This is a genomic window from Actinomadura sp. NPDC049753, from assembly GCF_040674655.1.
Classification (GTDB): domain Bacteria; phylum Actinomycetota; class Actinomycetes; order Streptosporangiales; family Streptosporangiaceae; genus Spirillospora; species Spirillospora verrucosospora.
In genome coordinates this window covers 1-25539 of record NZ_JBFARL010000072.1, presented here as the reverse complement: position 1 = coordinate 25539, position 25539 = coordinate 1, and the positions used below count along the sequence as shown (strand labels likewise).

The 25539-nt window shown below is 73.5% G+C and carries 21 protein-coding genes; 11 read left to right on the top strand and 10 right to left on the bottom strand.

The annotated features are described in order from the left end of the window. The first annotated feature begins 19 nt into the window (after positions 1-19). Positions 20-1219: an MFS transporter gene (locus AB0K37_RS19855; protein ID WP_363982941.1), complete on the top strand. Its 1200-nt coding sequence runs from the start codon at positions 20-22 to the stop codon at positions 1217-1219. A gap of 50 nt (positions 1220-1269) precedes the next feature. On the opposite strand, the gene AB0K37_RS19850 is transcribed toward AB0K37_RS19855, so the two are convergent. The 3 genes from AB0K37_RS19850 to AB0K37_RS19840 form a co-directional block, all read right to left on the bottom strand. Then, positions 1270-2229 (bottom strand): hypothetical protein, encoded by a 960-nt coding sequence (locus AB0K37_RS19850; protein WP_363982938.1) that lies wholly within the window; start codon positions 2227-2229, stop codon positions 1270-1272. After that, positions 2226-2891, bottom strand: coding sequence for an RNA polymerase sigma factor (locus AB0K37_RS19845; RefSeq protein ID WP_363982935.1), 666 nt, complete (start codon positions 2889-2891; stop codon positions 2226-2228). The genes AB0K37_RS19850 and AB0K37_RS19845 overlap by 4 nt, the downstream gene beginning before the upstream one ends. 132 nt (positions 2892-3023) lie before the next feature. Continuing rightward, positions 3024-5171, bottom strand: a complete 2148-nt coding sequence (locus AB0K37_RS19840) for a germacradienol/geosmin synthase (RefSeq protein WP_363982932.1) — start codon at positions 5169-5171, stop codon at positions 3024-3026. Between the two features lie 112 nt (positions 5172-5283). Here AB0K37_RS19840 and AB0K37_RS19835 point away from each other — a divergent pair, with 112 nt between their 5' ends. The 5 genes from AB0K37_RS19835 (at position 5284) to AB0K37_RS19815 (ending at position 11056) form a co-directional block, all read left to right on the top strand. Further along, positions 5284-5655: a phage holin family protein gene (locus AB0K37_RS19835; RefSeq protein ID WP_363982929.1), complete on the top strand. Its 372-nt coding sequence runs from the start codon at positions 5284-5286 to the stop codon at positions 5653-5655. Between the two features lie 79 nt (positions 5656-5734). Further along, the gene (locus AB0K37_RS19830) at positions 5735-6280 is read left to right on the top strand and encodes a 2Fe-2S iron-sulfur cluster-binding protein (protein WP_363982926.1); all 546 of its coding nucleotides are present in this window, start codon (positions 5735-5737) and stop codon (positions 6278-6280) included. Continuing rightward, positions 6277-7251, top strand: a complete 975-nt coding sequence (locus AB0K37_RS19825) for a xanthine dehydrogenase family protein subunit M (RefSeq protein ID WP_363982923.1) — start codon at positions 6277-6279, stop codon at positions 7249-7251. Before AB0K37_RS19830 ends, AB0K37_RS19825 begins: the two co-directional genes overlap by 4 nt. Next, a complete protein-coding gene (locus tag AB0K37_RS19820; protein WP_363982920.1) occupies positions 7248-9305 on the top strand; it encodes a xanthine dehydrogenase family protein molybdopterin-binding subunit in 2058 nt (685 codons plus the stop codon). Before AB0K37_RS19825 ends, AB0K37_RS19820 begins: the two co-directional genes overlap by 4 nt. A 95-nt stretch (positions 9306-9400) precedes the next feature. Next, on the top strand, positions 9401-11056 hold the full coding sequence (locus AB0K37_RS19815; RefSeq protein WP_363982917.1) for an L-lactate permease: 1656 nt from the start codon (positions 9401-9403) through the stop codon (positions 11054-11056). Positions 11057-11238: 182 nt separating this feature from the next. Here AB0K37_RS19815 and AB0K37_RS19810 read toward each other — a convergent pair whose 3' ends face one another. Beyond that, positions 11239-11742: an SRPBCC domain-containing protein gene (locus AB0K37_RS19810; protein WP_363982914.1), complete on the bottom strand. Its 504-nt coding sequence runs from the start codon at positions 11740-11742 to the stop codon at positions 11239-11241. A gap of 87 nt (positions 11743-11829) precedes the next feature. Between AB0K37_RS19810 and AB0K37_RS19805 the strand changes: the two genes are divergently transcribed. Together AB0K37_RS19805 and AB0K37_RS19800 are read left to right on the top strand one after the other, a co-directional pair. Further along, positions 11830-12987, top strand: coding sequence for a histidine kinase (locus tag AB0K37_RS19805; RefSeq protein WP_363982911.1), 1158 nt, complete (start codon positions 11830-11832; stop codon positions 12985-12987). Next, a complete protein-coding gene (locus tag AB0K37_RS19800; RefSeq protein WP_363982908.1) occupies positions 12984-13595 on the top strand; it encodes a response regulator transcription factor in 612 nt (203 codons plus the stop codon). The genes AB0K37_RS19805 and AB0K37_RS19800 overlap by 4 nt, the downstream gene beginning before the upstream one ends. A gap of 190 nt (positions 13596-13785) precedes the next feature. On the opposite strand, the gene AB0K37_RS19795 is transcribed toward AB0K37_RS19800, so the two are convergent. Next, positions 13786-14031, bottom strand: a complete 246-nt coding sequence (locus AB0K37_RS19795) for a DUF2630 family protein (RefSeq protein WP_363982905.1) — start codon at positions 14029-14031, stop codon at positions 13786-13788. Positions 14032-14153: 122 nt separating this feature from the next. Here AB0K37_RS19795 and AB0K37_RS19790 point away from each other — a divergent pair, with 122 nt between their 5' ends. The 3 genes from AB0K37_RS19790 (at position 14154) to AB0K37_RS19780 (ending at position 15862) form a co-directional block, all read left to right on the top strand. Then, the gene (locus tag AB0K37_RS19790) at positions 14154-14567 is read left to right on the top strand and encodes an STAS domain-containing protein (protein ID WP_363982902.1); all 414 of its coding nucleotides are present in this window, start codon (positions 14154-14156) and stop codon (positions 14565-14567) included. Positions 14568-14731: 164 nt separating this feature from the next. Continuing rightward, the gene (locus tag AB0K37_RS19785; protein ID WP_363982899.1) at positions 14732-15595 is read left to right on the top strand and encodes a GPR1/FUN34/YaaH family transporter; all 864 of its coding nucleotides are present in this window, start codon (positions 14732-14734) and stop codon (positions 15593-15595) included. Between the two features lie 81 nt (positions 15596-15676). Continuing rightward, a complete protein-coding gene (locus tag AB0K37_RS19780; RefSeq protein ID WP_345182692.1) occupies positions 15677-15862 on the top strand; it encodes a hypothetical protein in 186 nt (61 codons plus the stop codon). Between the two features lie 36 nt (positions 15863-15898). Here AB0K37_RS19780 and AB0K37_RS19775 read toward each other — a convergent pair whose 3' ends face one another. The 5 genes from AB0K37_RS19775 to AB0K37_RS19755 form a co-directional block, all read right to left on the bottom strand. Beyond that, positions 15899-16873: a hypothetical protein gene (locus AB0K37_RS19775; protein WP_363982896.1), complete on the bottom strand. Its 975-nt coding sequence runs from the start codon at positions 16871-16873 to the stop codon at positions 15899-15901. Between the two features lie 49 nt (positions 16874-16922). Beyond that, positions 16923-21077: an FxSxx-COOH system tetratricopeptide repeat protein gene (gene fxsT / locus AB0K37_RS19770; protein ID WP_363982893.1), complete on the bottom strand. Its 4155-nt coding sequence runs from the start codon at positions 21075-21077 to the stop codon at positions 16923-16925. Next, complete coding sequence (locus AB0K37_RS19765) at positions 21074-22099, bottom strand: MoxR family ATPase (RefSeq protein ID WP_363982891.1); 1026 nt, start codon at positions 22097-22099, stop codon at positions 21074-21076. The genes fxsT and AB0K37_RS19765 overlap by 4 nt, the downstream gene beginning before the upstream one ends. Before the next feature lie 18 nt (positions 22100-22117). Continuing rightward, on the bottom strand, positions 22118-23602 hold the full coding sequence (locus AB0K37_RS19760; protein WP_363982888.1) for a hypothetical protein: 1485 nt from the start codon (positions 23600-23602) through the stop codon (positions 22118-22120). A gap of 61 nt (positions 23603-23663) precedes the next feature. Then, positions 23664-25058: an MFS transporter gene (locus AB0K37_RS19755; protein WP_363982885.1), complete on the bottom strand. Its 1395-nt coding sequence runs from the start codon at positions 25056-25058 to the stop codon at positions 23664-23666. Positions 25059-25539: the final 481 nt, after the last annotated feature.

The window sequence follows — 25539 nt, the reverse complement described above, 5'->3', positions numbered from 1 at the left end:
GCGGCGGGGGTGGGGTTCGGTGAGCGTCGAAACCGTGTCGCAGCGGGTGCCGGTTTCCGGGGGGAGGCTGCCGCTCGGGGTCTACCTGCTGGCGTTCAGCCTGTTCGCGATGGGCAGCGCGGAGTTCCTGCTGGCCGGGGTCCTGCCGGAGATCGCCGACGACCTGGGGATCAGCCTGTCCTCCGCCGGTGCGCTGATCTCGGCGTTCGCCATCGGAGTGGTCATCGGAGGGCCTCCCTTCGCCATCCTGACGTTGCGCTGGCCGCGGCGCACCACGCTGGTGGCCACGCAGGTCGTCTTCGCGGTCGCGGTGGCGGTGGGCCTCGCGGCCGACAGCTACGCGGTGCTGGTGGCCACGCGCTTCCTGTGCGGGCTGGCCTACGCGGGGTACTGGGCCGTCGCGGCGGTCACCGCGATCGGTCTCGTCACGTCCGACCGCACCGCGCGGGCTTCCGGAGTGGTCGTCAGCGGCCTCGGCCTGGCGATGATCGCCGGTGGTCCGGCGGGCGCGCTGCTCAGCTACTTCACCGGGTGGCGGGGCGGGTTCTGGGGCGTGGTGGTCCTGACCGCGGCGGGCGCGGTCCTGAGCCTCGTCGCGATCCCCGCGACCGGCGCGGACGCGGAACCGAGCGTGCGGCGGGAGCTGCGCACGATGAGGCGGCCGCAGCTGTGGGTCGTCTACGCCGCCACCATCCTGAGCACCGCCGCCTACATGATCTCGTTCAACTACCTCGCGGCGTTGCTGACCGGCGTCACCGGCGTTCCGGGCGTGTGGGTCCCCGCGATCCTCGCGCTGTTCGGCGTCGGCGCCTTCATCGGCCTGTCCGCCGGGGGCCGGATCGCCGACAGGCGGCCCACCCACGCGCTCCTGACCGGGGCTTTGGGGATCTTCGCCTGTTCCGTGCTGCTCGCGGTCCTGGCCGAGCACGCGCCGGCCGTCGTCCCGCTCGTCCTGCTGCTCGGGATCGCCGGATTCGTGCTGAATCCGGCCATCTACGGGCGGGTGTTCGCGATCGCGTCGGATGCGCCCACGCTCGCCGGGGCCACCACCGTCTCGGCGTTCCAGCTCGGGATCAGCCTCGTTCCGGCGCTCGCCGGCGCGGCCATGAACGCCGGCGCGGGCCTGACGTCCGTCACCTGGATCGGCGCCGCCCTGGCGGCGGCCGTCGTGCCGGCCGTCCTCCTCGACCGGGCGCTGTCCCGTCGCGGAGGGGGATGACCGGGCCGTGAGGAAGCGGACCGCCCCGGTCCGGGGCGGTCCGCCGCCGCTCATCCTGCCGGGGTCGGGCTCGGCGAGGGGACGCCGGGAGGCGCCGAGGGCGGCTGGCTGCTCGCCTGCTCGGTGGGCTCGGGGCCCACGAAAAGGAGCACCTGGTTCTTGGCCCAGGGAACCGCGTCGTGGACGTACCACGTGGGCGGGACCTGGCCGGGCTTCAGCGCCTTGCCGACGTTGCCATCCATGGCGCGGTACTCCGGCACCGTGACGTGCCGCTTGCGGAGGGCGGCCAGCACCTCGCCCACGCGGTGCTTGCGGTAGGTCATGCCGTGCATGACCTCGCCCGGAGCCGTTGCGGGGGCGGTGCTGTCGTACCGCTCGCCCGGACGGGCCTCCCGTCCGAAGGCGATGGCGGCGGTGCCCTTGTAGCCGGTGCGGATCCGGACGCCGACCGGGCAGACGTCGCCCCCGCCGCCGGTCTCGCACTCGCCCTTGGCGGTGATCGTGGTGACGTCGCGCTCGCCGGTGTTCTCGCTGGTGTCCATCATGACGACGGTGCCGACGATGGACGGGGACGCCGGGACCATCGACAGCGTGACGTCGAGGCCGTGGGCGGCGAACTCCTCCTTGTAGCGCTTCGGGTCGGCCAGCGGGTCGCGGACGCGGACGTCGATGTAGCCGCCCTTGCGGGTGAAGGTCAGCGCGGCGACGAGCGAGACGCGCGGGCTCGTCGTGGTGACGCCCGGGGTGCCGCCGGGTCCGCCGTCGCGGGTCGCGACGACCGCCGTGACGGCCGCGCAGGCGACGCCCGCCGCGGCCAGCGGGAGGCCGATGCGCATGACCGGCGAGCGCCGCCGGTGCGGGGCGGGCGGCCCGTCCACCGCCGGGAGGGACGCGGTCGCGGTGATGCGGTCGGCGAGGGCGGCGGCCGCGTCGTCGGGCAGCAGCGTCGCGGCCTGCCGGTCCGTGACGGAGGCGAGCCCTCCGATCAGGGGATCGATGTCGCGCTTCATGTGGTGTCTCCGTTCGGGATCCGCCGCCCCGCGGCGTGCAGGGACGCGGCGTGCAGGGAACTGGCGGGCGCTGAAGTGGCGGGGGCCGAGGTGGCGCGGGGCGACGCGGCGCGCGCCTCGGCGCCGGGGGCGTCCGCGCCGGCGTGGGTCAGGGCGCGGGCGAACCGGCGGCGGGCGCGGTGCAGGCGGATCCGCACGGCGTTGCGGGAGCAGCCCAGGACGGTCGCGATCTCGCCGTGGTCGAGGCCCTCCCAGCCGACGAGGGCCAGCAGCTCGCGGTCGGATTCGGACAGGCCGCGGAACGCGGCGCCCACACCGGTCAGGTCGTCGCCGGACAGGTCCTGGACGGCCAGGCCGTCACGCAGCCGGGCCCCGAGGTCGGCGGCCAGCGCGGACCTGCGGCGCTCGCCGCGGTGGTGGTTGGCCAGGACGCGCCGGGCCACCCCGTACAGCCACAGCCGGGCCTGGTCGCCGGGCGGGACGTCGTCGAGCCGCCGCCAGGCCGTGAGGAACGTCTCCGCCAGGACGTCGGCGGCGTCCTGCGGGTCGCTCGTGCGGCGCAGCGCGTATCCGAGGATCCGGGCGCGGTTGGCCGCGTAGACGTCCTCGAAGCGGCGCCGCCGGTCGTCGGGCGGGTGGGTTTCTCGCAATGGGGATGGCAAGCCCTCTCCTCTCGTCGCGGTGTTCTCACCGGACGCAGGGCACATGTCCGCACACTGCGAAGCATTTCGCTTCGTCCCCCAGACCGCCGCCCCGGGGCGGGGAACCGGGGCGGCGACCTGAGGGGGCGCCGCTCAGCGGGCGGCGCGCGCGAAAAGGCGGAAGGCCGACGTTCCCGGGCCGGTGGGCTCGGGAAGCCGGAAGACGGGCTCGCGCTCGTCGTAGCGGTCGGTCTCGCGGTGCCACTTGAGGATGCCGGCCATCCAGTCGCGCAGTTCCCCGACGTACGAGGAGACGGCGGCCCGGGCGGCGCCGTCCAGGTCGAGCCGGTCGCAGAGGGCGGGAAGCTCGCCGCCGGCGAGGTGCTCGAACTGGCGGCGGCGGGAGGCGATGAGGTCGCCCACGATGGGCAGCGCCTCGTCGCGTCCGCAGCCGAAGAAGTTCTCGACGGCGAGGACGCCGTTGTTCAGCTCGCCCTCGTACTCGATCTCCTTCTGGTAGGAGTAGCAGTCGTTGAGCAGGCACGCGACGTCCATCGCGGAGGCTTCGAGCTCGCGGAGGGTGCGGGTCTCGAAGACGTGCGGCGGTATCTCGGTGGCGCGCCGGATGCGCGCCAGGCTCATCGTCAGCTCGGAGCCGAACGTGCGCCGGCGCATCTCGACGTAGTCGACGGGGTCGGGGACGCGCGACTGGAGGTGGTTGTTCAGTTCCCACACCCAGCTCTCGACCATGTGCTCGACGGCCGCGCGGAACTTGCGGCGGCCCCGGTCGTCCATGGGCCCGGCGGTGCGGGGCCACAGGTCCGCCAGCCCCGCCTCGAACGGGTTCTCCGGGGCGGGGACGGGACCGCAGTCCAGCGGCATGAACCGGGGGACGCGGGCGTTGAACGCCTTCGCGCCCGCCATGTCGCGGTCGCGGTTGAAGACGGCCGGGAAGAAGTCGTCGCCGAAGGTGCCGCACCCCAGCCACTGGACGGCGAGGTCGAGCGCGTCCGGGTCGGCGTCGGGGGCGAGGGACGCGCCGCAGACCTCCAGCGCCATCCCGGTGAGCCGATCGGCGCTCCACACCGGGACGGGCGTCCGGGGGTGGGGGGAGAACATGCCCATCTCCCGCGCCCAGGCGAGCAGGTTGCGCCCCGCGCGCTCGCGGTGCGGGTTCACGCGGGCCGGGTAGGGGACGTCGAACGCGGGCAGCGGCGTCGGCCCCACCTTCTGGAACGGGACGTGGGGGAGGCTGATCCGCGCCGACTTCAGCAGGGCGGGGATGCGGGCGGCGGACATGCCGAGCGACCTGTCGTTCATGTACCTGCTGGACCGCAGGTGCCATTCGTGGCCGCCGGACTGCCAGTCCTGGAGGGCCTTCACGTAGGCCGCGACGCTCGCCCGCTCCGCCGGGTCGAGGGCGTGGTCCTCGAAGACGTGCGGCAGCTCGGTCACCGCGGTGTTCTCGAACTGGCGCAGCCGCGAGGTGAGCAGGTCGTTGACGGTGTCGGCGGCGACCTGCGGCGCGACCGACAGGAACCGCTCCATCACCAGCACGGAGTTGTTGACCTCGCCCTCGGACTCGGTCTCGCGCTGGTAGGAGAAGATGTCGTTGCGCAGGTGGACGGCGTCGGAGAAGGTGTCCTTCAGGACCCGCAGCGGCCGCGTCGCCACCACGCGTTCGGGGATCTCGACGCCCGCGGCGTGCTCGGCGAGGTCGGCCGACCACGGCGCCCCGCCGACCTTGCGGCGCATCTCGATGTACTCGACCGGGTTCGGGATCCGCCCGGTGCTGATGTTGGACAGCTCCCACAGCGATTCGCGCAGCAGGTTCAGGGTGCTCACCGAGAAGCGGCGCCGCCAGGCGTCCGACCGCGCCGGGACGGTCCGCGCCCACAGGTCGGCGAGCCCGCGCTCGACCGCGTTCACCGGGTCGGGCGGGTCCAGCGACATGAACAGCGGCAGCCGGTCGAGGTAGGACTGGGCGCCCTCCTGGTCCTGCGGCTTCTTGAACACCTCCAGGAAGTGGTCGTCGAAGTAGAAGACCCAGACGTACCAGTCGGTGACGAGGTCGAGTTCGGGGGCGGCGCAGTCGGGGTGCGTGTAGGCGCACAGGAGGGCGTAGTCCATCGCTTCGAGCGCGCGCTCGTCCCAGATGTCGGGGGTGCCGGGGTCCCGGTCGGCGTCCAGCATCTTCATCTCGCGCGCCCACGCCATGGTGTGCCGCCGCGCGCCCTCCAGATTCGGGTTGAGCCGCGCGGGATACGGGACGTAGAAGTCGGGCAGCTCGAAGGGTTGCATGAACCGGCCTTCCTGTCGGGTCCGGTTCGGCAACTTACAGCACAGGCAATGTCACGGAAAGTGACATATTGCTAGCCGGAATCTCCTGTAAAACTGCGGGTAAGCCGAGGTCATGTCGAAGTCGCGCGAACCTGCCGCGGCCGACGACCCGCTGGAGCAGAACCTCGTGCTCGCCCGGCGTGTGGTCGAGGCGGCCCAGCAGGAGATGATCGATAAGGCCAGGCAGCGCATTCCGGCCCTGCGCCTCGGGGCCGTGGCCGGGGCGTTCGGGGTCATGGCGACCGCGGCCACCTACCGCATGAACGTGTTGCTGCTTGAGCGGAAGCTCCCTCCCGAACTGGCGTCGTTCATCACCGCCGCCGTGTACGGGGGAGGGGCGGGGGCCGCGGCGATGGCCGCGTCCCGCCGGTGGAAGGGGCTCCCGTCGCCGCTCCCGACCGACACGGCCCGGCAGGTCGTGGAGATCCTCACCGACAACGACTGACCGGCGGGGCCGGGGAAGAGCCCCGACGCGGCCGCCGGGGTTCTGTGACCGACGGAAGATCCGGGGTAGGCACCCCGGCATGGACAGCGAAGCCACCCCGGTGCACGCCGACGTCACCCTCGTCGTGAACGGGACCGAGCACCGGCTCAACGTCGACACCCGAGCGTCCCTGCTGGACGTCCTGCGCGAGGATCTCGGTCTGACCGGGTCGAAGAAGGGCTGCGACCACGGCCAGTGCGGGGCCTGCACCGTCCTTCTCGACGGCCGCAGGGCGAACGGGTGCCTGGCCTTGGCCGTCGCCCACGACGGAGCAGAGGTCGTCACGGTCGAAGGGCTGGCGCGGGACGGAGAGCTCAGTCCCGTCCAGCAGGCGTTCATCGAGAACGACGCCTTCCAGTGCGGGTACTGCACGCCCGGCCAGCTCTGCTCCGCCACCGGGATGCTGGACGAGGCCGGACGCGGCTGGCCCAGTGCGGTCACCGGTGACCTGAGGGCGGATCCCGTTCTGGACGACGACGAGATACGCGAGCGAATGAGCGGCAACCTGTGCCGTTGCGGCGCCTACGTCGGCATCGTCGCGGCCCTCAGGCAGGCTGCGCAGCGCAGGGAGGGGGCGGAGGCATGAGGCCTTTCGCGTACGAGCGTGCCACCAGCGCCGAGGACGCCCTCCAGCGCCACCGGGACGGAGCCGTCTACCTGGGCGGTGGAACCAACCTCGTCGACCTGATGCGGCTCGGGGTGGAGGAGCCGAGCAGGCTCGTCGACGTCGCGCATCTCCCGTACGACCAGATCGAGCTGCGGCCGGACGGAAGCCTCGCCATCGGCGCGGCGGTGACCAACAGCGCCGTCGCCGCCGACCGGACCGTGCGCGAGGGCCACGCCGTCCTGGCGCAGGCCGTGCTCGCGGGGGCGTCCGGCCAGATCCGCAACCTCGCCACCGTCGGCGGCAACCTGCTCCAGCGGACCCGCTGCTCCTATTTCCAGGACGCCTCCAAGCCCTGCAACAAGCGCACCCCGGGCAGTGGATGCCCGGCGCGGGAGGGCGAGCACCACAACCTGGCGATCCTGGGCCATTCCGACGCCTGCGTGGCGACGCACCCGTCCGACATGGCCGTCGCGCTGGCCGCCTTGGACGCGTCCGTGCGCGTCCAGGGGCGCGGCGGAGAGAGGACCGTCCCCATCGAGGACCTGCTCAGGCTCCCCGGGGACGAGCCCCAGCGCGACACCACCCTCGAACCGGGCGACCTGATCACCGCCGTGGAGGTCCCCGCGCTGGGCGTGCCGTCCCGCTACCGCAAGGTCCGCGAGCGCGCGTCGTTCGCGTTCGCGCTGGTCTCCGTCGCGGCGGCCCTGGACGTCGCCGACGGCCGGGTGCGGGACGTCCGGCTGGCCCTCGGCGGCGTCGCCCACAAGCCGTGGCGGGCGCGCCGCGCCGAAGAGGCCCTGCGCGGCGCGGAGGCGACGGAGGAGTCCTTCCTGCGCGCCGCCGAGGCCGAGATGGAGGCCGCCGAGCCGCTGCGCGACAACGCCTACAAGGTGCCGATGGCGCGCAACCTGATCGTCCGGACGCTGACGGAGCTGGGGGAGGAGTCATGACCGACCGGCTGGAGGGCCGCGAGAAGGTCACCGGGACGGCGCGGTACGCGTTCGAGTACCCCGTGGAGGGCGCCGCCTACGCCGCGGCCGTCCAGGCGAGCGCGGGCAAGGGCCGGATCGAGTCGGTCGGCGCCGAGGCCGCGCTGCGGCTGCCCGGGGTGCTCGCCGTCCTGTCCTGCGAGAACGCCCCCGAGCTCAGCGACACCTCGGACGGCGAACTGGCCCTGTTCCAGTCGCGGACGGTCTCCTACCGCGGCCAGTTCGTGGCCGCCGTGGTCGCGGAGACCCTGGAGACCGCCCGGGAGGCGGCCCGCCTGCTGCGCGTCGAGTACGCCGAGGAGGAGCCGGACGTGCGTCTGCGCGCCGACCATCCGGGCCTCTACAAGCCGGACAAGGTGAACCCGGTGTTCCCCGCGGACACCGAGCAGGGCGAGCCGGAGAAGGCGTTCGCCGACTCGGCCGTGCGGGTGGACGCCGTCTACACGACGCCGGCCGAGCACAACAACCCGATGGAGCCGCACGCCACGATCGCCCGGTGGGACGAGGACGGCACCCTCACGCTGTACGACTCCAACCAGGGCGCGTCGACCGTCCAGTCCACGATCGCGAAGGTCTTCGGGCTCGACCCCTCCCGGGTGCGCGTCGTGTCGCCGCACGTCGGCGGCGGGTTCGGCTCCAAAGGCACGCCCCGGCCGAACGTCGTGCTCGCCGCGATGGCCGCCCGCGTCACGGGACGTCCCGTGAAGTTCGCCGTCCCGCGCCAGCAGATGTTCGCCACCACCGGCTACCGGACCCCGACCGTCCAGCGCCTCCGCCTCGGCGCGGGCGAGGACGGACGGCTGAACGCGATCCTGCACGAGGTGGCCGAGCAGACCTCGACCGTCAAGGAGTTCGCCGAGCAGACCGCGACGCCCACGCGCATGATGTACGGGGCCCCGCACCGCCTCACCTCGCACCGGGTGGTGCCGCTCGACGTCCCCACGCCGTCCTGGATGCGCGCCCCGGGTGAGACGCCCGGCATGTACGCGCTCGAATCGGCGATGGACGAGCTGGCCGTCGCCACGGGCATCGACCCGATCGAGCTCCGCGTGCGCAACGACACCGACCGCGAGCCGGAGAGCGGGCTGCCGTTCAGCTCGCGCAACCTGGTCGCCTGCCTCCGCGAGGGCGCCGAACGCTTCGGGTGGGCCGGGCGCGACCCCCGGCCCGGCGTCCGCAGGGAGGGCCGCAAGCTCGTGGGCACGGGCGTCGCCGCGTCCACCTATCCCGCCTACCAGCGGCCGAACCAGGCCACGGCCCGCGCCGAGCCCGACGGGACGTTCACCGTCCGGATCGCCGCCGCCGACATTGGCACCGGCGCCCGCACCGCCCTCGCCCTGATCGCCGCCGAGACGCTCAAGGAGGACCTCGCCGGCATCCGGGTGGAGATCGGCGACAGCTCGTTCCCCAGGGCCTCGGTGGCGGGCGGATCGGCGGGGACGGCCGGCTGGGGGACGGCCGTCGTGCGCGCCTGCGAGGCCCTGCGCGACAAGCTGAACGGCGCCGTCCCGCCCGAGGGCGTGGAGGCGTCGGCCGACACCGGTGAGGAGCTCAAGGCCCGCGCCGAGTACGCCCGGCACGCGTTCGGCGCGCAGTTCGCCGAGGTGGAGGTGGACGCCGACACCGGCGAGGTCCGCGTCCGCCGGATGCTCGGCGTGTTCGCCGCCGGGCGGATCATCAACCCCACGACGGCCCGGTCCCAGTTCATCGGCGGGATGACGATGGGCGTCGGGATGGCGCTGATGGAGCAGAGCGTCATGGACCCGGAGTTCGGCGACTACCTGAACCGCGACCTCGCCCAGTACCACGTCCCGGCCTGCGCCGACATCCGCGACGTCGACGCCGCGTGGGTGGAGGAGTCCGACCCGCACCTGAACCCGATGGGAGCCAAGGGCATCGGCGAGATCGGCATCGTCGGCGCGGCGGCGGCCGTCGGCAACGCCGTCCACCACGCCACCGGGATCCGCGTCCGCGACCTGCCCATCACCCCGGCCCGGCTCCTCCGGGAGCTCTGACCGGTTGAAAAGTTCACTATCAAGGTGATCTCCGTCACCGGGCCGGGTAGGGATGACGTACTCGGGGGCGACCACTACCCCACGAGGTGATCGCCGTGTACCAGCAGGTCCTCGATCCCGTCGCCGACTCGCTCGGCTGGAGCTCCCTGGTCGCCGCGCTGCCGCTGGCCGTGCTGTTCGTCCTGCTCGGCGGCGTCCGCATGCGCGCGTGGCTCGCGTCCCTGATCGCGCTGGCGGTCGCGCTGGCCGTCGCGGTCTGGACGTACGGGATGCCCGCCGACCAGGCGCTCCTCGCCGGCTCCGAGGGGGCGGCGTTCGGCTTCTATCCGATCCTGTGGATCGTCATCAACGCCCTCTGGGTCTACAACATCACCGTCGCCACCGGCCACTTCGACGTGCTGCGCCGGTCGTTCGCGCAGGTCAGCGACGACAGCAGGCTCCAGGCGGTGCTGATCGCGTTCTCGTTCGGCGCGCTGCTGGAGGCTCTGGCCGGATTCGGCACCCCGGTCGCGGTCACCTCCGTCATGCTGATCGCGCTCGGCTTCCCGCCGCTCAAGGCCGCCGTCCTCGCCCTCACCGCCAACACCGCGCCCGTCGCGTTCGGCGCGATGGCGACGCCGATCCTCACGCTCGGCAAGGTCACCGGCGAGTCCAGCGACACGCTCGGCGCCATGGTGGGGCGGCAGACCCCGATCCTCGCCGTGTTCGTCCCGCTCGTCCTCGTCGCCATCGTGGACGGGCGGCGCGGGCTGCGGGAGACCTGGCCCGTCGCCCTGCTGTGCGGCGCCGCGTTCGGGGCCGCGCAGTACGTCACCGCGAACTTCGTCTCGGTGCCGCTCGCCGACGTCGTGGCGTCGCTGGTCTCCGCCGCGGCCGTCGTCCTGGCCGTCCGGCTGCGCCCGTCGGCGGCGGCGGCGAAGCCCGCCCCGGTCGCCGGCGGTGCGGCGGACGAGCCGACCCCGGAGTTCGCCGCCCGCGTCGAGGGCCGGGACGGGGGACGGGCCGGGGACTCCCGCGCCGAGGTCGCCCGCGCCTACGCGCCCTACGCGATCATCATCGCGGTCTTCGTCGTGTGCCAGATCGGGCAGGTCAAGGACCTCCTGGACCGGGCGACCCGGACGTTCTCCTGGCCGGGGCTGCATCTCACGGGCCCGTCGGGCAAGCCGCTGGCCCTGACAACCTTCACCTTCAACTACCTGACCACGCCCGGCACGCAGATGCTCGTCGCCGGGCTGATCACCATGGCCGCCCTCGGCGTCGGCGCCGGCCGGGCCCTGCGCGCCTACGGGACGACGCTCGTCCAGCTCAGGTGGGCGATCATCACGGTGATGGCCGTCCTGGCGCTGGCGTTCGTGATGAACGCCTCCGGACAGACCGTGACGCTCGGGACGTGGATGGCCGGGGCGGGCGGCGCGTTCGCGCTGCTGTCGCCGATCCTCGGCTGGCTCGGCACCGCCGTCACCGGATCGGACACCTCGTCCAACTCGCTGTTCGGCTCCTTGCAGGTCACCGCCGCGAACAAGGCCGACCTGTCGACGGTCCTGATGGCCGCGACCAACAGCTCCGGCGGCGTCCTCGGCAAGATGGTGTCGCCGCAGAACCTCGCCATCGCCGCCGCGGCCGTCGGCCTGGACGGGCGCGAGGGCGACATCTTCCGCCGCGTGGTGCTGTGGAGCCTGCTGTTCCTGGCCGGGATGTGCGTGCTGTCCGGCCTGCAGTCCACCGCTGTGCTCGGCTGGATGGTCCCGTGACGAGCCCGTGAGGGCTTAGCCGTAAGCGGTCGGCCGGCGGCGCTTGTGCCCGAGCGCAGGGTAGTGGCCGCCGCTGCCGGGTCCGGGGCGGCCCCCGTTACCGACGGTCGGCGGGGCGAAACGCACGCCCGACGCGGCCGATCCAGGCCCCTCTGTCTGGTTTCACCCGGCCGCGAGGACGGCTAGTGGCCCAGGTCCAAGGCGCGGAGTCTGCTCTCGGTCTGTTGCTTGAGGGCCTGGTTGAGAGCTTCGAAGCCGGTCTCCGTGCGGGCGATCATCGCGCCGACGAAGGGCACCAGGAGCCCGGAGAAGCGTTCGCCCTGTTCTACGTCGGTGCCCCCGTCGTCGGTGGGGGTGAGCCGGAACCAGTGCTCGCCGTCGAAGATCCCGGGCATGAACAGGCGTCCGATCCAGCGCAGTTCGGTGCCGGGGTCGGCGGTCAGCACCTTCGGCCTGAACGTCACCGGCTTGCCCCTGGCCGGGAACATGCGCAGGGTCAGTTGGCGGCCGGCTGAGACCGTTCCGGCGGCCTCGCGGATGAACGGGTTCCAGGAGGGATAGCCGTCGAGGTCGGCCAGGACCTCCCACACCAGGCGGGGGGCGGCCTGGACGTGCACGGACGTGGAGATCGTCTTCATGGCGTCAGTGTCGTCCGGCGACCGGCCCGCGGCCAGTGCGCGGCTCATGGACAGGTCTGTGAGTTCTTCCCGGTCCGATTCTCCTGATCTATCCTCTGGTGACCTTCGGTGAGCGGATTCTTGATCGGTGGGGGCATGGCGGAAGGCGATCATCTCGGCCCGGCCGGTGCGGGAGCGCCGGTGGCGCTGCCCAGCCCCCGGCTGGCACGCGCCATCCTCTTCGCGATCCTGGGCTCGTACCTGCTGGTCATGCCGTTGAACGTGGCGGAGGCCGTACCGCACTCCGCCGGGCCCGCCGTGCCGGTGCTGTCGGGGGCGGCCGCTCTGATGGTGTTCGGCCTGCTGCTGGTGCACTGCTCGCCCTGGGGCCGCCGGTTGCCCGTCCGCGCCAAGGTAGCGGCGCTTGCAGCCCAGGTCGTGCTGACATACGCGCCCTTGACGCTGTTCGGTGCGCGCTGGGGCTCGATGGGCGGGTTCCTGGCCGCCTCGCTGCTGCTGGTCCTGCCGCCCCGGCTCGGCTGGTCGCTGTTCGCCGCGGTCTCGGCGAGCTTGTCGGTCGCCGCTGCGCTGGCCGGGCAGAGCCTGCTGGTCGTCCTCTACATGGGCCAGTCCAGCGCGCTCGCCGGGGTGATGGTCTACGGGGTGACCCGGCTGGGGGAGGCGGTGACGGCGCTGTCGGCGTCGCGCGCCGAGACCGCCCGGCTGGCGGTCTCCGAGGAGCGCCTGCGGTTCGCCCGCGACCTGCACGACCTGCTCTCCTACAGGCTGTCGGCGATCACGTTGAAGACCGAGCTGGCCCGCAGGCTGACGCCGTCGCGCCCGGAGCGGGCCGAGGCCGAGCTGGGGGCGGTCGTCGAGCTCTCCCGGCAGGCGCTCACCGACGTCCGCGAGGTCGCCGCGACCTACCGGGACCTGTCGCTGGCCGACGAGTGCGAGGCGGCCCGCAGCATCCTCGCCGCCGCCCGGATCGACTCCTCGGTCACCCTCGATCTGGACCCGGCCGCGATCGACCGGCGCGTGCAGACGACGCTGGCGATCGTGCTGCGGGAGGGCGTCACCAACGTGGTGCGGCACGCCCGCGCCCGGCGCTGCGACATCGCCCTGACCATCGACGGCGGCACGGTGTGCCTCCGGATCGCCAACGACGGGGCGGACGCGGGCCGCGCCCCCGGCCCGGTCGGCGGCAGCGGGCTGCTCAACCTCGGCGAACGGCTGGCCTCCGTCGCCGGCACCCTGCACACCGAGATCGCCGCCGACGGCCGCTTCCTCCTGACCGCCATCGCGCCGAAATGAGCGGAACGACGGTCCTGCTCGCCGAGGACGTCCACATGATCCGGGGCGCGCTGGTCGCGCTGCTGGAGCTGGAACCCGACCTGCGCGTGGTCGCCGACGTCGAACGCGGCGAGGACGTCCTGCCCGCCGCGCTGCTGCACCGGCCCGACGTGGCCGTGCTGGACATCGACCTCCCCGGCATCGACGGGCTGGCGGCCGCCGTCCAGCTCCACGACGCCCTGCCCGCGTGCCGCACGTTGATGCTGACCAGCCTTGGCAAGCCCGGCACCCTGCGCCGCGCGCTCGCCGCGGGCGTCCACGGCTACATCCTCAAGGACGCCTCGCCGGACGAACTGGCCCGCGCGGTGCGCGCCGTGGCCTCCGGCCGCCGCGTCATCGACCCGCAGCTCGCCGCCACCGCCTGGGAGGCCGGTCCCAACCCGCTCACGGCCCGCGAACGCGAACTCCTCGGCATGGCCGCCCAGGGAGCCCGCGCCCAGGAGATCGCCGAACGCCTGCGCCTCGGCCTCGGCACCGTCCGCAACCACCTCGCCAACGCCACCGCCAAGACCGGCGGCCGCAACCGCATCGACGCGATCCGCATCGCCCGCGACAACGGCTGGCTCTGACCGGTCGCCGTCGAAGACATCACTCGGCACAGCCAGGCTCTGGGGCAGGGGGATCGCGCGGGTCATCGCCCGCCGCGGCGGCCCCACGGCTCGGGACCGGGCGTCCACCGGCATGTCGTCGAGCGCACCATCGGCCTGTTGCGCCGGCTTCCTGCGCATCCGCGGGGAGATCCGTGGGAGAGGTGACCTCTTACTGCCAGTAGCCTTCCACCTCGCCGACGGGACGGACCTGGGCGTCTTCCGGGTTCTGTCCCGCCGAGATGCGGGCCCTCCGCTGCCGCAGCAGATCCCAGCACTGGTCGAGCGCCACCTCCAGGTCCCGCAGCCGCGTCTGGGCCTCGGCGTTGGAGGTCTCGGCCCGCTCGTGCGCCTGCCGGAGAGAGTGTTCCTCCTCGATGAAATCGTTGATACGTTCCAGGATCGCCTTCTCGTCCATGAAATGGCTTCCGATCGTGGTTTTCCGCTCTGGTGGGGTCCAGAAGGTCCCGACAGGTGAGAGCCTTGCATATACGGGGCCGCGCACGGTAGCGGCGGCGCCCCGTTGAGGGTGAGGAGCAGATGACGGTCTGGCGGATCACCGGGGGCGAGGGCGCCCCCGAGCCCGGTGCGCGGGAGGCTCCCCGCTACGACATCGTCGAGCACGACTCCGCGCTGCTGCGCATCACGGCCGCGTCGGGCGTGCCCCGGGTGCTGCTCGCCGGGGAGGTCGACGTCTCCAACACCGCCGCGGTCGCGCGCGCCCTGCGCGCCGTCCAGGACCGCGTGTCCGGCGACCTGCACGCCGACCTGTCGGGGGTCGAGTTCATGGACGTCGCGGGCCTGCGCGCCTTCAGCGAGGCCGCCCGCGCCCTGGACGAGCGCGACTGCCTCCTCGTCCTGCACGGGGTCCCGCCGCACATCGAGCGGCTGTTCACGCTGATCGGCTGGAACACCACCCCCGGCCTGGAGATCCACTGCCCGCCGCGCCGCTGAGCCACCGGAGCCGCTGAGCCACCGGCTCACCATGCCCGCGTCAGCGTGTGGCAAAGGGGGCCGGGTGCAAACGCGAACCTCTTCAGGAAACCGTCATATGCCGTTTGACCTGGTTGAACACGGTTAGGAGGGGCTTACAGCTCTCCGATTCAGAGGGGGATCTCATGGCAAGGCGTAGAGAGCACCAATCCGCGCCGATGCCCGGCGAGCACAGGGGACAGGCGATGCCCGAGGAGGGCATGGCCACCCCGGCGCACGGCGCGGCCGCACCGGCACAGGGCGCGGCGATGGCGCCCCCGAGGGGCGCGGACCAGGCCGGCGAGCACGCGCTCTGGGAGGATCGCACCCGCGTGTTCCTGCAGCCCATCGCGGCGCCGTCGATCCTCGGGCTGTTCGGGCTCGCCGCCGCGGCCATGATGGTGGGCGCGTGGCAGGCCGGCTGGTACGGCGGCGCCGGCACTCCGCTCATCCTGTGGCCCTTCGTGCTGACCTTCGGCGGCATCGCGCAGCTGCTGGCCGGCCTGTGGGGCTACCGGGCGCGAGACGGCGTGGCCACCGCGATGCACGGCATGTGGGGCACGTTCTTCATCGGCTGGGGGCTGCTGTTCCTGCTGGTGAGCATCGGCGCGGCGCCGGTCGCGCTGGCGCCGGTCCTCGGCACGGCCTATCAGGGCTTCGCGTTCTGGTTCATCCCGCTCGCGGTGATCACCGGACTGGGCGCGCTCGCCGCACTCGGCGAGAACCTGATGACGGCCCTGGTCTGGGGCTGCCTGGCGGTCGGCGCGGGCTTCACGGCCGCCGGATTCTGGGTGGGCTCGACCTGGCCGCTGGACGTCGGCGGCTGGCTGTTCGTCGCCGCCGCCGTGGTCGCCCTGTACGCGGCCGCCGCGATGATGTTCGCGAACAGCTTCGGGCGGACGATCCTGCCCACCGGCATGATGCGCCGTGGCGCCAACGTGCCCGGCGGCCGGGGGGTCCGGCCCCTGGAGTACCGGCACGGCGAACCGGGCCTGAAGATCGGGCAGTGATGCCCGGCGTTTCGCCTTGACATTCCCGTTACCCTATGCTGAGCCCAAGAGCACCGAACCGGGCTCGGAGGGGGAGCGGGAATGTCATCGGCGGTCCGGCGGACGTGGCGACGCCTCGTCCAGTCCTACAACCTGCTGTGCGCACGCGAGGACGCGTCGGCGCGCGGCGTCACCATACCCAGCGGAGTCTGGGCCTGCGACCGCTGTCACGCGCCGCACCTCGAACTGGCGACCCTCAAGCACCACCTCCGCACCGAGCACGCCTGACGCACCCGGGCCCGGAGGAAGAGATCCGGGCGGGGCTCACAGGATCCGGGCCATGGCCTGTTCCAGGCGGTGGACGGAAAGCGACTCTCCGGCCAGCCCCCGGGTGACGTCGACGAGCTCTTTCAGCCCGCCGGGGTAGTCCAGGCACGTGGTGAGGATGGCGAAACAGTCCATCCGGGCGCCGGCGTGACGGGTGACCGCGGCGGAGACGTCCCGGCGAAGGGCGCCGACGACCTGGTCGCGGCCCTGCGGGGACGACAGCAGCGGCACCTCCAGCATGCGGTCGACCAGTTCGAAGACCGCCGGCCGGCCCGGCGCGTCCGGCGGCGGCGCGAAGGCCGACGGCCGAGGTGAGACTGTGGTCCCCGTGGTCGCGGGGTACCGGCGCGCGTCCGGGAGGCCGCCCACGCCCGGCAACCTGATCCACGCCGGGGTGTCGGTCTCCTTGACCGACACCTCGATCCGCCGGTAGTCCTCCGGGATGATCCTCCCCCTGGCGTGCCGGACGACGTCGGAATGGACGCGCTCGGAGACGACCAGCCCGAACCACGCCCCGGACTCGCCGAGCGCCTCCTTGAAGGCGGGGGCGTCGAGGATGCGGAACGTGTGGTTCACGGCCGTCCCCACCAGCCCGTGGCCGTCGAACACGGCCTCCCCGGTGTGCACCGCCATCCGCAGCCGGATCCGGGCGATCTCGGAGGCGACCCGGTTGTGACGGCCCAGTTCGGCCCGCAGCGTGTCGGCGACGTCCACCAGGACCGACTCCACCTCCAGATGGGGCCGCAGAGCGATCATCGCTCCGTCGCCGCGGTCCTCCCAGTAGCAGTCGGCCAGTAAGACCCCCGCGGCGGCGAGGCTCACGTCCAGATGCCGGTACAGCGCGTCGCGCATGTGCCGTCGCACGTCGTCGGTCCGGGCCGCGTCGCCGAAACCCGCGATGTCGCAGCCGACGATGACGCAGGGCCCCGAGGGGCGCCATAGAGGGCCGGTGGCGTCGAAATCGGGAAGCATGTCCGCTGCCCCTCCTCAGTTCCGTGCGCCGAGCCCCGGTCCATCCGCCTCAGAGCGAGGTCGGCGCGATGTCGCAGTCGAGTAGACGTCCCTCCCCGGCCCGCCTCACGTCCGGGTGCCCGGCCCCGAGGACGTCCGCCAGAGCGCCGGCGGGATCGCCGGCGGGGCCCTCCAGGCCGAGCGCGTCGCAGATCACCCGGTGGTTGTGGGCGCACGCGAGCGTGTAGACGTGGTCCGGGCCGTACCGGCCGCTGAACCGCTCCCAGGTCTCGTTGGAGCGGATGCGGGCCGCCTCCAGCCTGCCCATGTGGAACAGGTCGTGGACGAGCCCGACCGAGCAGCAGAGCGAGAAGTAGTGGTCGGCGCCCAGCGCGGCGCGCAGCTCCCGGACGGACGTGTCGTCGAGGACGCGCGCCGCCTCGTGGTCGCCCAGGCCCCGCAGCGCCATGGCGAGGTCCGCGGCGCAGGCGTGGGAGAACGGATGGTCCATGCCCATGACCCGGCGGTGCTCGGCGAGGGCCGCCTCTCCGAGCGCGCGGGCCCTCCCGGCGTCGCCGGCCGCCAGGCAGGCCGCCACCAGCACGCGCCGCGCCGCGAGGGTGTCGGGATGCCGCTCGCCGTAGCGTTGCGTGTGGAGCCGCAGCGTGGCCTCCGCCCGCGCCATCGCCTCGCCGTGGCGGCCCAGCTTCCGCAGGGTGACGGCGTGGCTCATCTCCGTGTGCAGCACGAACGCGTGCTCGGACCCGGGCGTCTCGCGCATGGTCGTCAGGACCTCCCGCTGCAGCGCGGCGGCCTCGCGGTAGTCGCCCAGTCCGTGCAGGTCGCGGGCGAGCTGGCTGATGGCCAGCAGGGTGTTGCGGTGGCGCGGGCCGAGGCTCGCGCGGAGCTGCTCGACCGAGCCGGCGTCGATCGCCCGGGCCCGCTCGAACTCGCCCAGCAGGCGCAGGTCGATGCCCACGTTGTTGGCGACGACGAGGGTCTCGACGTGGCCGTTGCCGAACAGCCGGACCGTGCGGCGCAGCGTGTCCTGGTCGAGGGCGAGGGCGGCCCGGAAGTCGCCCTTCAGCCGCAGGTCGGCGGCGACGTTGCGGGCGGCGCGCATGGTGAGCGAGTGGCCGGGCCCGAAGCGCTCGGTCGTCCGCCGGTGGATGTCGGCGTTCTGCCGGTTCGCCGCGGCCACCTCCCCGAGCGCGCGCAGCACGGTGCCGAGCTCGCGGCCCGCGATGAGCACCGACTCGTCGTAGGGCCCGAGCTCTCGCTGCCACCGCTCCAGCGCGAGTTCGGCGAGGACGCGGCTGCTCTCGAAGTCGCCGAGCAGGTACAGGTAGCGCATCTGGTCGAGCGCGACCCCGCGGACCCCGGTGGACGCGCCGCCGATGACGCCCGACGGCACCACGTGCGGGGCGATCTCCGCTCTGATCGCCCAGGTGGTCTCGTCCTCCGGCGGCGCCTGCGGCGTCGCGGCGGCGAGGATCCGGTGCACCCGGTCCCGCACGGCCCGGCGGTCGGTCTCGGAGAGCCTGGTCTGCAGCATCGTCCGCACGAGCCGGTGGACCTGGAGGCTGCACGGATCCGGGTCGAACCGGCCGAGGGCGTAGCGGCTGATGTCGGCCATCGCCGTCCGGAGCAGGCCGGCGTCTCCCAGCGTCTCCTCCAGTTCCGGGGGAAGGCCGTCCGCGGCGCCCGCCGACAGCAGGTTCCGGGTGACGGGCTCGGGGCCGAAGAAGGCCCACAGCTCCAGCAGCCGCCCCGCCGCGGGCGCGTCCTCCAGCAGCCGCTCGAACGCCAGGGTCAGCGTCGCGGCCAGCTCGGCCGGATAGTCCGGCGGGAGGCTCGGCCGGCTTTCGTCGTGGAGCCGGCGGTCGAGGAGCCCCAGGTACTCCGCGGTCGTCCGGCCGGTGACGGCGTGCCACGCCGCGGCCTGCTCGACCGCCAGCGGCAGGTCGCCGATCCGCTGGGCGAGCCGGTCGGCGTCGGCGGGCGTGAGGCCGGGCACGCGGCGGCACAGCAGCGCGATGCTCTCCGCGCGCTCGAACACGCCCACCTCCTTGCCGGCGGTGCGCTCCGCCCAGCGGCGGTCCCGGGAGGTGATCAGGACGTGCCCTCCCGGGACGGCCGTCGTCAGCCGTCCGCCGGGCTCCTCCCGGCGCACCGGCATCAGCGGGACGATCTCGTCGGGGTCGGCGGCGTTGTCGTAGATGAGCAGCCAGCGCCGGCGCCCCGGGCCCGCGCGCAGCGCGTCCAGGAGGTGCTCGACGGTCCGGTTGACCTCGTCGCTCAGCGGGGTGCCGAGCCGCCGGGCCAGCTCGGCGAGCGACGACCTGGCGAGCGTGGTCCGCTCGGCGGGCACCCACCAGACGAGGTCGTAGTCGCCCGCGTGGCGGTGGGCGTACTCGACGGCGAGCTGCGACTTGCCCTGCCCGCCGAGCCGCCGCGGGTCCGCGGGCAGCAGGGAGGTCACCGCGCCGGACAGTTCCGTCCGGATGTCGCGGAGCAGGGCGTCGCGGCCGGTGAAGTCGGGGTTGCGGGCCGGGAGCCCGCCGCCCAGCAGCGGCGCCCGCGCTTCCGGCTCCTCCCGCGCGGGGCCCTCGCCGGGCGCGGGTCCGGCGTCGTCCGGGACGGCGGTGCCGGGACCGTCCGCGGCGCTCTGCGCCAGGCGCTCCGCGATCTGCGCGTAGCGTCCGCCGAGCCGGGCGAGCACCCGCGCCGCGACCTGCGCGAACGGCGGATCCTGCCGCAGGTCCTCGGTGCCCTGCTGGACGGCCCGCAGCAGCGCGGGGAAGTCCTGGGTGGACCCCCACCGCCCGCGCACGACGTCCCAGACGTTGCGCAGGACGCCCATCGCCTCCGTGCGGCCCAGACCGCCGAGGAGGACGTCACGGACCCCGTCGTGGAACTCGTACTCGACGCCCGCCGGGTCCGAGGCCCGGCGGGCGCGGCGCAGCAGGCCGCCCAGGAACACCTCGGCCAGGTGCGCGGACGTGGCCTCCGGGAGCATCGCCCTCTGGACGAGCGACATGACCTCCAGCCGCAGCGGGGCCGCCGCGAGGTAGGCCGCCAGCCGGAACGCCGTCGGCGAGGAGGCCGCCCGGAACCGCGTCACCCGCTCGGCGGGCGACGGGTCGCCGCCGTCCTCCTCCCGGGCGTCCCGACGGGCCTCGGCGGCCGGCGCGCCGGTGAACACGGCCATCGCCGCGACCCGCTCCGACCCGCAGCCGACGAGTTCGGCCCAGGGGCGCAGCCAGCGAGGCTGCAGCTCCATCACGGGAACGGCGACGCCGGGCGGCACGGCGGACTCCTCGCGCGGCCGCACCGCGAGCCGGGCGTTCGGCGTCCCGGCCTGCTGCGCCCCGAGCCACACCGGCTCGGCCACCGTCGCGCACCGCCACCACAGCCGCTGGGGGAGCGGCTGGAGGATCGCGACCGGGGCGGACCGCGCCCAGCGTTCGACGACCGCGGCGGCGCGCCCGTCGCCCCAGGCCTGCCCGATGCAGTCGCTGAAGACCAGGACCACGCGGCGGTGCGTCGGGTCGATCAGCTCGTCCGGGCTGCGCCCCGGCCCGGTCGGCGAGCTGCCGGTGCGCAGGACGAGCGCGTCGCCGTCGGCGTCGAGCCGCCACACCCGCACGTCGCGGAAGGCGCCCAGCCGTTCCATCAGGGTCCGCAGCTCGGCCGCGAGCCGGGTCCAGATGACCATGGAGGGGCCGCCGTCCACCACGAGGGCGAGGTCGAGCCGCCGTTCCGGCGCGGGCTCCATCACCGGTTCCCAGATGCCGGTCTCCGCGATCCGCTGCGCCGTCGCCTCCTCGACGAGGTTCTCCACCGTCCGGGACGAGACCCTGCCCCGCAAGGGCCGCAGCGCGCGGGCGAGGCTCAGCGCGTGCGGGAGCGCGGGCGCCGCCGGGGCGCGCACGGCGTCCCCCGGCGCGGATCCCGGTGCCGGGAGGTGCAGTCCCGCCTGCGCGGCCGACGACGCGGGACGGACCGGCCGGCGGGGCGTGGACGGTTCGGCGACCGCGGGCTCGGCCGCGACGGGCCCGGCGGGCGGTTCCGGCTCCGCCTCCGGGCCGGGCGCCGGCGGGTCCTGACCGGCGGGCGCCGCGGCCCCCGGCAGGGACAGCGCCAGCCACAGGGCGTCGGCGACCTCCTCCGCGGTGGGCCGGGGGGAGAGCGCCTCCAGCGCCCCGATCAGCCGGGGGATCATCCCGAGCCGGCGGCGCCCAGCGGGCGCAGGATCGCCCTGACCATGTCCTGGAGCGTGGCCTCGGAGGGCCGGGAGCCGGTCGTGCTCAGGTAGACCGCGTTGAGGAGCTGGTCGGTGGCCAGGTCGCCCTGCTCGCGGCGGTCCAGGAACTCCCGGATGAGGTCCGCGCTCGCCGCGCTCGCCGCGGCGCCGAGATGCGCCTCGACGATCTCGGCGAGCTCCTCGGGGCTCGGCGGCTCGATCACCAGCCGGACGCAGCGGCGCAGGAACGCCGGAGGGAACTCCCGCTCGCCGTTGCTGGTGATGACGACCAGCGGGAACGCGGTGCACTGGACCCGGCCGCGGCCGACCGGCACCCGGTCCGGTCCCTTGGCCGGCATGACGTGCACGACCGGCTGGTCCTCCGGGAGGCGTTCGAGCTCCGGGATCGTGAAGCCGCCCTCCTCGAACACGTTGAGCAGGTCGTTGGGCAGGTCGATGTCGCTCTTGTCCAGCTCGTCGATGAGCAGCACGCGGGGGCGCGGCTGCGGCAGCAGCGCCGTCCCGAGCGGCCCGAGCCGGATGTAGCGGCCGATGTCGGGGGCCTCGGTGTCGGCCCCGGGGGCCACGGCCCGGCGCAGGCTCGTCTCGTGCAGGCGGCCGATCGCGTCGTAGCGGTACAGCCCCTCCTGGAGCGTGACCCGGCTGGTGATCGGCCAGTCCAGCACGGGGCCGAGGCCCAGCTCGTGCGCCACGTTGTAGGCGAGCGTCGACTTGCCCGTCCCGGGCTTGCCGGTGACCAGCAGGGGCCGCCGCAGGCGCAGGGCCACGTTCACCATGGTGACGACGTTCGGCTTCGGGCGGTACGACAGGGCGCGCTCCAGGCCGCCGCCCGGCAGCCGTGCCGCGCCGTCCGCCGTGTCGAACCGCCTCCATGGCGGCGGATCGGGCAGGCGCGCCAGGCCGTCGTGCGGCCGGGCGTCACCCCGGTAGATCTCCCAGTCCCCGGACTCGTCGCCCGCGGTCGTCTCCGTCTTCGCCACAGGTACCTCCCAGGGGGCTCAGGCCGGGGCGTCCAGCCGCACGTAGGGTTCGGGCAGCCGGTCCGCGTCGTCGAACACCAGCGTCAGGTCGAGACCGAGATGGACGCCGCCGCCGTCTCCGTCGAGCGCGCGCAGCGCCTGCCGGCGCAGCGCCAGCACGGCGTCGGGGAGGTCCATCGCCCCCGCGCCCAGCAGTTCCCGGAACTCCTGGGCGAACCGCTCCGGATCGCGGCCGCGGCGGCACCAGGTGACGATCGGCGCCCCGGCCTGGAGCGCGGCGCGCAGCTCCGCGGAGTCCGGCCCGTCCGTGCGCGGGGGGAAGGCCATGGCCATGCACACCGACGACGGTTCGGACAGCAGCATGCTGTAGAGGCTTTCACCGCCGTACTGCCCGGGCTGTGTCACCCAGCACACCTTGGCGCCGTGGGGATTGTCGCGCAGCCACTGCCACTTGCGGCGCCAGTGGTGGTGGTACGCCCGCCTGCGCATCCGGTCGAGGCTGCGGACGACCACCGGATGCTCGATCCCGAGGCGCCGCTCCAGCCCGTCCACGGTGATCCGCAGCTGGTCGACCGGCGTGCCGAGCAGGTCGACCGGCAGCACGAACTCCAGCGTCAGCTCCGGCGTCGGCCGGTTGACGACGTGCTGGTCCTCGCACAGCAGCTCCTTGACGAGGCCGGGCAGCCGGTCGAGGGGGACGGGTTCGTCGTCGCAACGCAGCATGAGCCCGTGCCCGCCGTCCACCTGGAGCCACGCGGAGGCCAGGTAGCGGTCCGGCGCGGCTCCGTCCCCGCGGAGCTCGATGACCAGGTAGCTCCGCGCCGCGGCGTCCCGCGCCGCGGGCACCTCGCGCCGCCGCGCCCGGGGGAGGCCGCGCTCCGCCCCGAGCCGGTGCGCGAGCCGGTCGGCCCAGGCGCGCAGCCCGGCGGCCGCGGGTCCGGCCGCGTGCGCGGCGAGCCCGTCGACGAAGGACAGCAGCGGCGGGACGCCCTCGACGCTGAAGGTGAGGTCCTCCAGCCTGGCGAGGACGCTCCACAGGTCGCCCGGGTCGGCGACGAGGGCGGGGCCGGAGGGGCCGGCGACCTCCCAGTAGAGCGCCCGGATCGCGGCCGGCTCGACGGCCTCGGAGACGCGGTCGCCCAGGCTCCGCAGGAGGCCGTCGAGTTCCCGGCGCTCCTCCGGGCCGAGCAGCGGTTCGGGAAGCAGCTCCTCGACGAGGTCGCGGAGCTCTCCCATCGGCGTGCTCCCGCGGTGGAACTCCTCGACGATCTCGATCAGCGCGTGGAACGCCCCGGGATAGGACAGGCACGCGTCCACGAGATGCCAGACATCGGTGATGTCCTTGTCGTCCCGGCTGATCGGGAGGGGATGGCCCAGCCGCCGTTCCAGAAGGGAGACGCAGAGGTCACGGGAGGTGCGCTTGCGCACGGTCTCCAGTTCCCACAGGGCCCGCACGAGGCGGGACTGGTCTTCGAAAGGCAGCGACCATGCCACGTCCGACACTCATCCCCTCCGACACCCGAACCGCACCGGGACCCCCATCGGTGGGGCATATCGTACGCGTTCAGCGAGGAATGATCCCCTGGGGCATTTCCGGCGGTGTGGAATTGTCATAAAGGTCTGTGTCGGATCCGGAGTCCGTGGACCGGGCCGTGGAGCGGACCCGTCCCGGGACCGCCCGGGCCGCCGCCGCGCAGCGGCGGAGCGGGGGTCCGACCACCTCGGCGAGCGCGCCCCTGAGCGTCTGGTGGGAGCCGATGTTCCGCCGCTTCCTCAGCGACCAGAGCCAGCAGCTGCTGACCACGGCGACGCACAGGGTGATCGCGGCGACGACCCCGGTCGCGATCCTCGTGCTCGCCACCAGCGAGAGCAGGTAGCCGGAGAACAGCGACCCCAGGGGGACGGCGCTCTGCGTGAGGAGGCTGTTGATACTGGTCACCCGCGCCAGCATGTCGTCGGGGATCCACGTCGCCTGGTAGACGGTGAGCGCCACGTTCATGTGCGCGCCGATGAAGCTGATCCCGCCCCAGGCGGCGAGCCCGGCCAGCGGGCTGTCATAGGCCGTCACGATCGCGGTCATCGCGAACCATCCCCAGACGCAGCAGAACAGCAGCCGCATCGGCCGGTTGCCCTGGGCCAGGCGGTAGCGGCGGGAGAGGTGGGACGCCGCGACGGCGCCGAGCGTGCCCCCGAGCCCGGACGCCGCGAAGAGAATGCCGATCATCGAAGTGGAGGTGAACTCCTGGTCCGCCTGCACCACGAGCATCAGAAAAATGATCTGGAAGGCGAAGTTCGTCACCGCGCACACGGCGATCACCATGCACAGGAATGGGTGGCCCAGTATGAAGCGAAGGCACTTTCCGAAATCGGTGGGTTCGGGATCCCTCTGTTCCTCCGGGGCGAAATTCTTCTCCCGCACGCAGTGCAGTGTGAGGGCGGAGAAAAGGGAGGAGAGAGCGTCGGCGGCGAAGGGCAGCGCCCTGTCGAGGCCATACAGGAATCCGCCGAGCGGGCGGCCGAGAAGCAGTGCGATATGGCCCCGGGCCTCGTTTCTCGCCATCGCCTCGGGAAGTTCGTCGGGGCGGACGACGCGCTTGACGACGGCGACCTCGGCCAGGCTGTACAGGCCCGCCAGCGCGCCGTCCGCCGCGGCGGCGCCGACCAGGAGCAGGCCCGGGTGGTAGTGCAGGGCGAGGCCGATGGCCAGCAGCACCGCCACGCCGAACCGCGTGTACTGGCAGGTCAGCATGATGCGTCGGCGGTCGAAGCGGTCCGCGAGCATGCCCGCGGGCAGGTAGAGGAGCAGCCGGGGGCACGTTCCGGCCGCGGCGACCCAGCCCGCGAAGACCGGCGAACCGGTCAGGGACAGCGCCAGCAGCGGGATCGCGATCGCCGCGTTCATGGTGCCGAGCTGGGAGGCGGCCGACCCGCTCCACAGGAGGGTGAAATCCCGTGGCATGGACGCTCGTGGTTTCACGTGGACCCGCTCGCGCCGTCGAAAGCGGCCACCTGTTGCATCCTTCCCGGAACCGATGGTGGCCGGTTCGGTCGAGGTGCGACCGGCCGCCGACCAGCGGGCGGCGGCAATGCGTGCGCCGGCCCGAAAGGCTTTCCGCCCGACGGCATGAGCGGCGAAAGGAAAACGGTCGAAAAGCTCCGGGCGCGTTCATACCGAGAAGAAAGCCTGCGGCCCCGTAGTGCCGGGGTCGCAGGCAGACTCTAGTGGAGATCGCGGCGAGAAACGGGTCGATTGTCGAAAAACGACTTCCCGTCGGCGAGTCTCGTACGACTCTTGAACGACGGTATGCCGATCGTGGGGATCGGCGCGGGACGCGCTGGCCGCTTCCGTCGCCGGGGGACGGCACGGGGCGCGCCGCCCGTGGCCAGGTCGCGGCAGCGGGCCAGGTAGCGGTGCTGGGCGGTCAGCATCGGGTACAGGC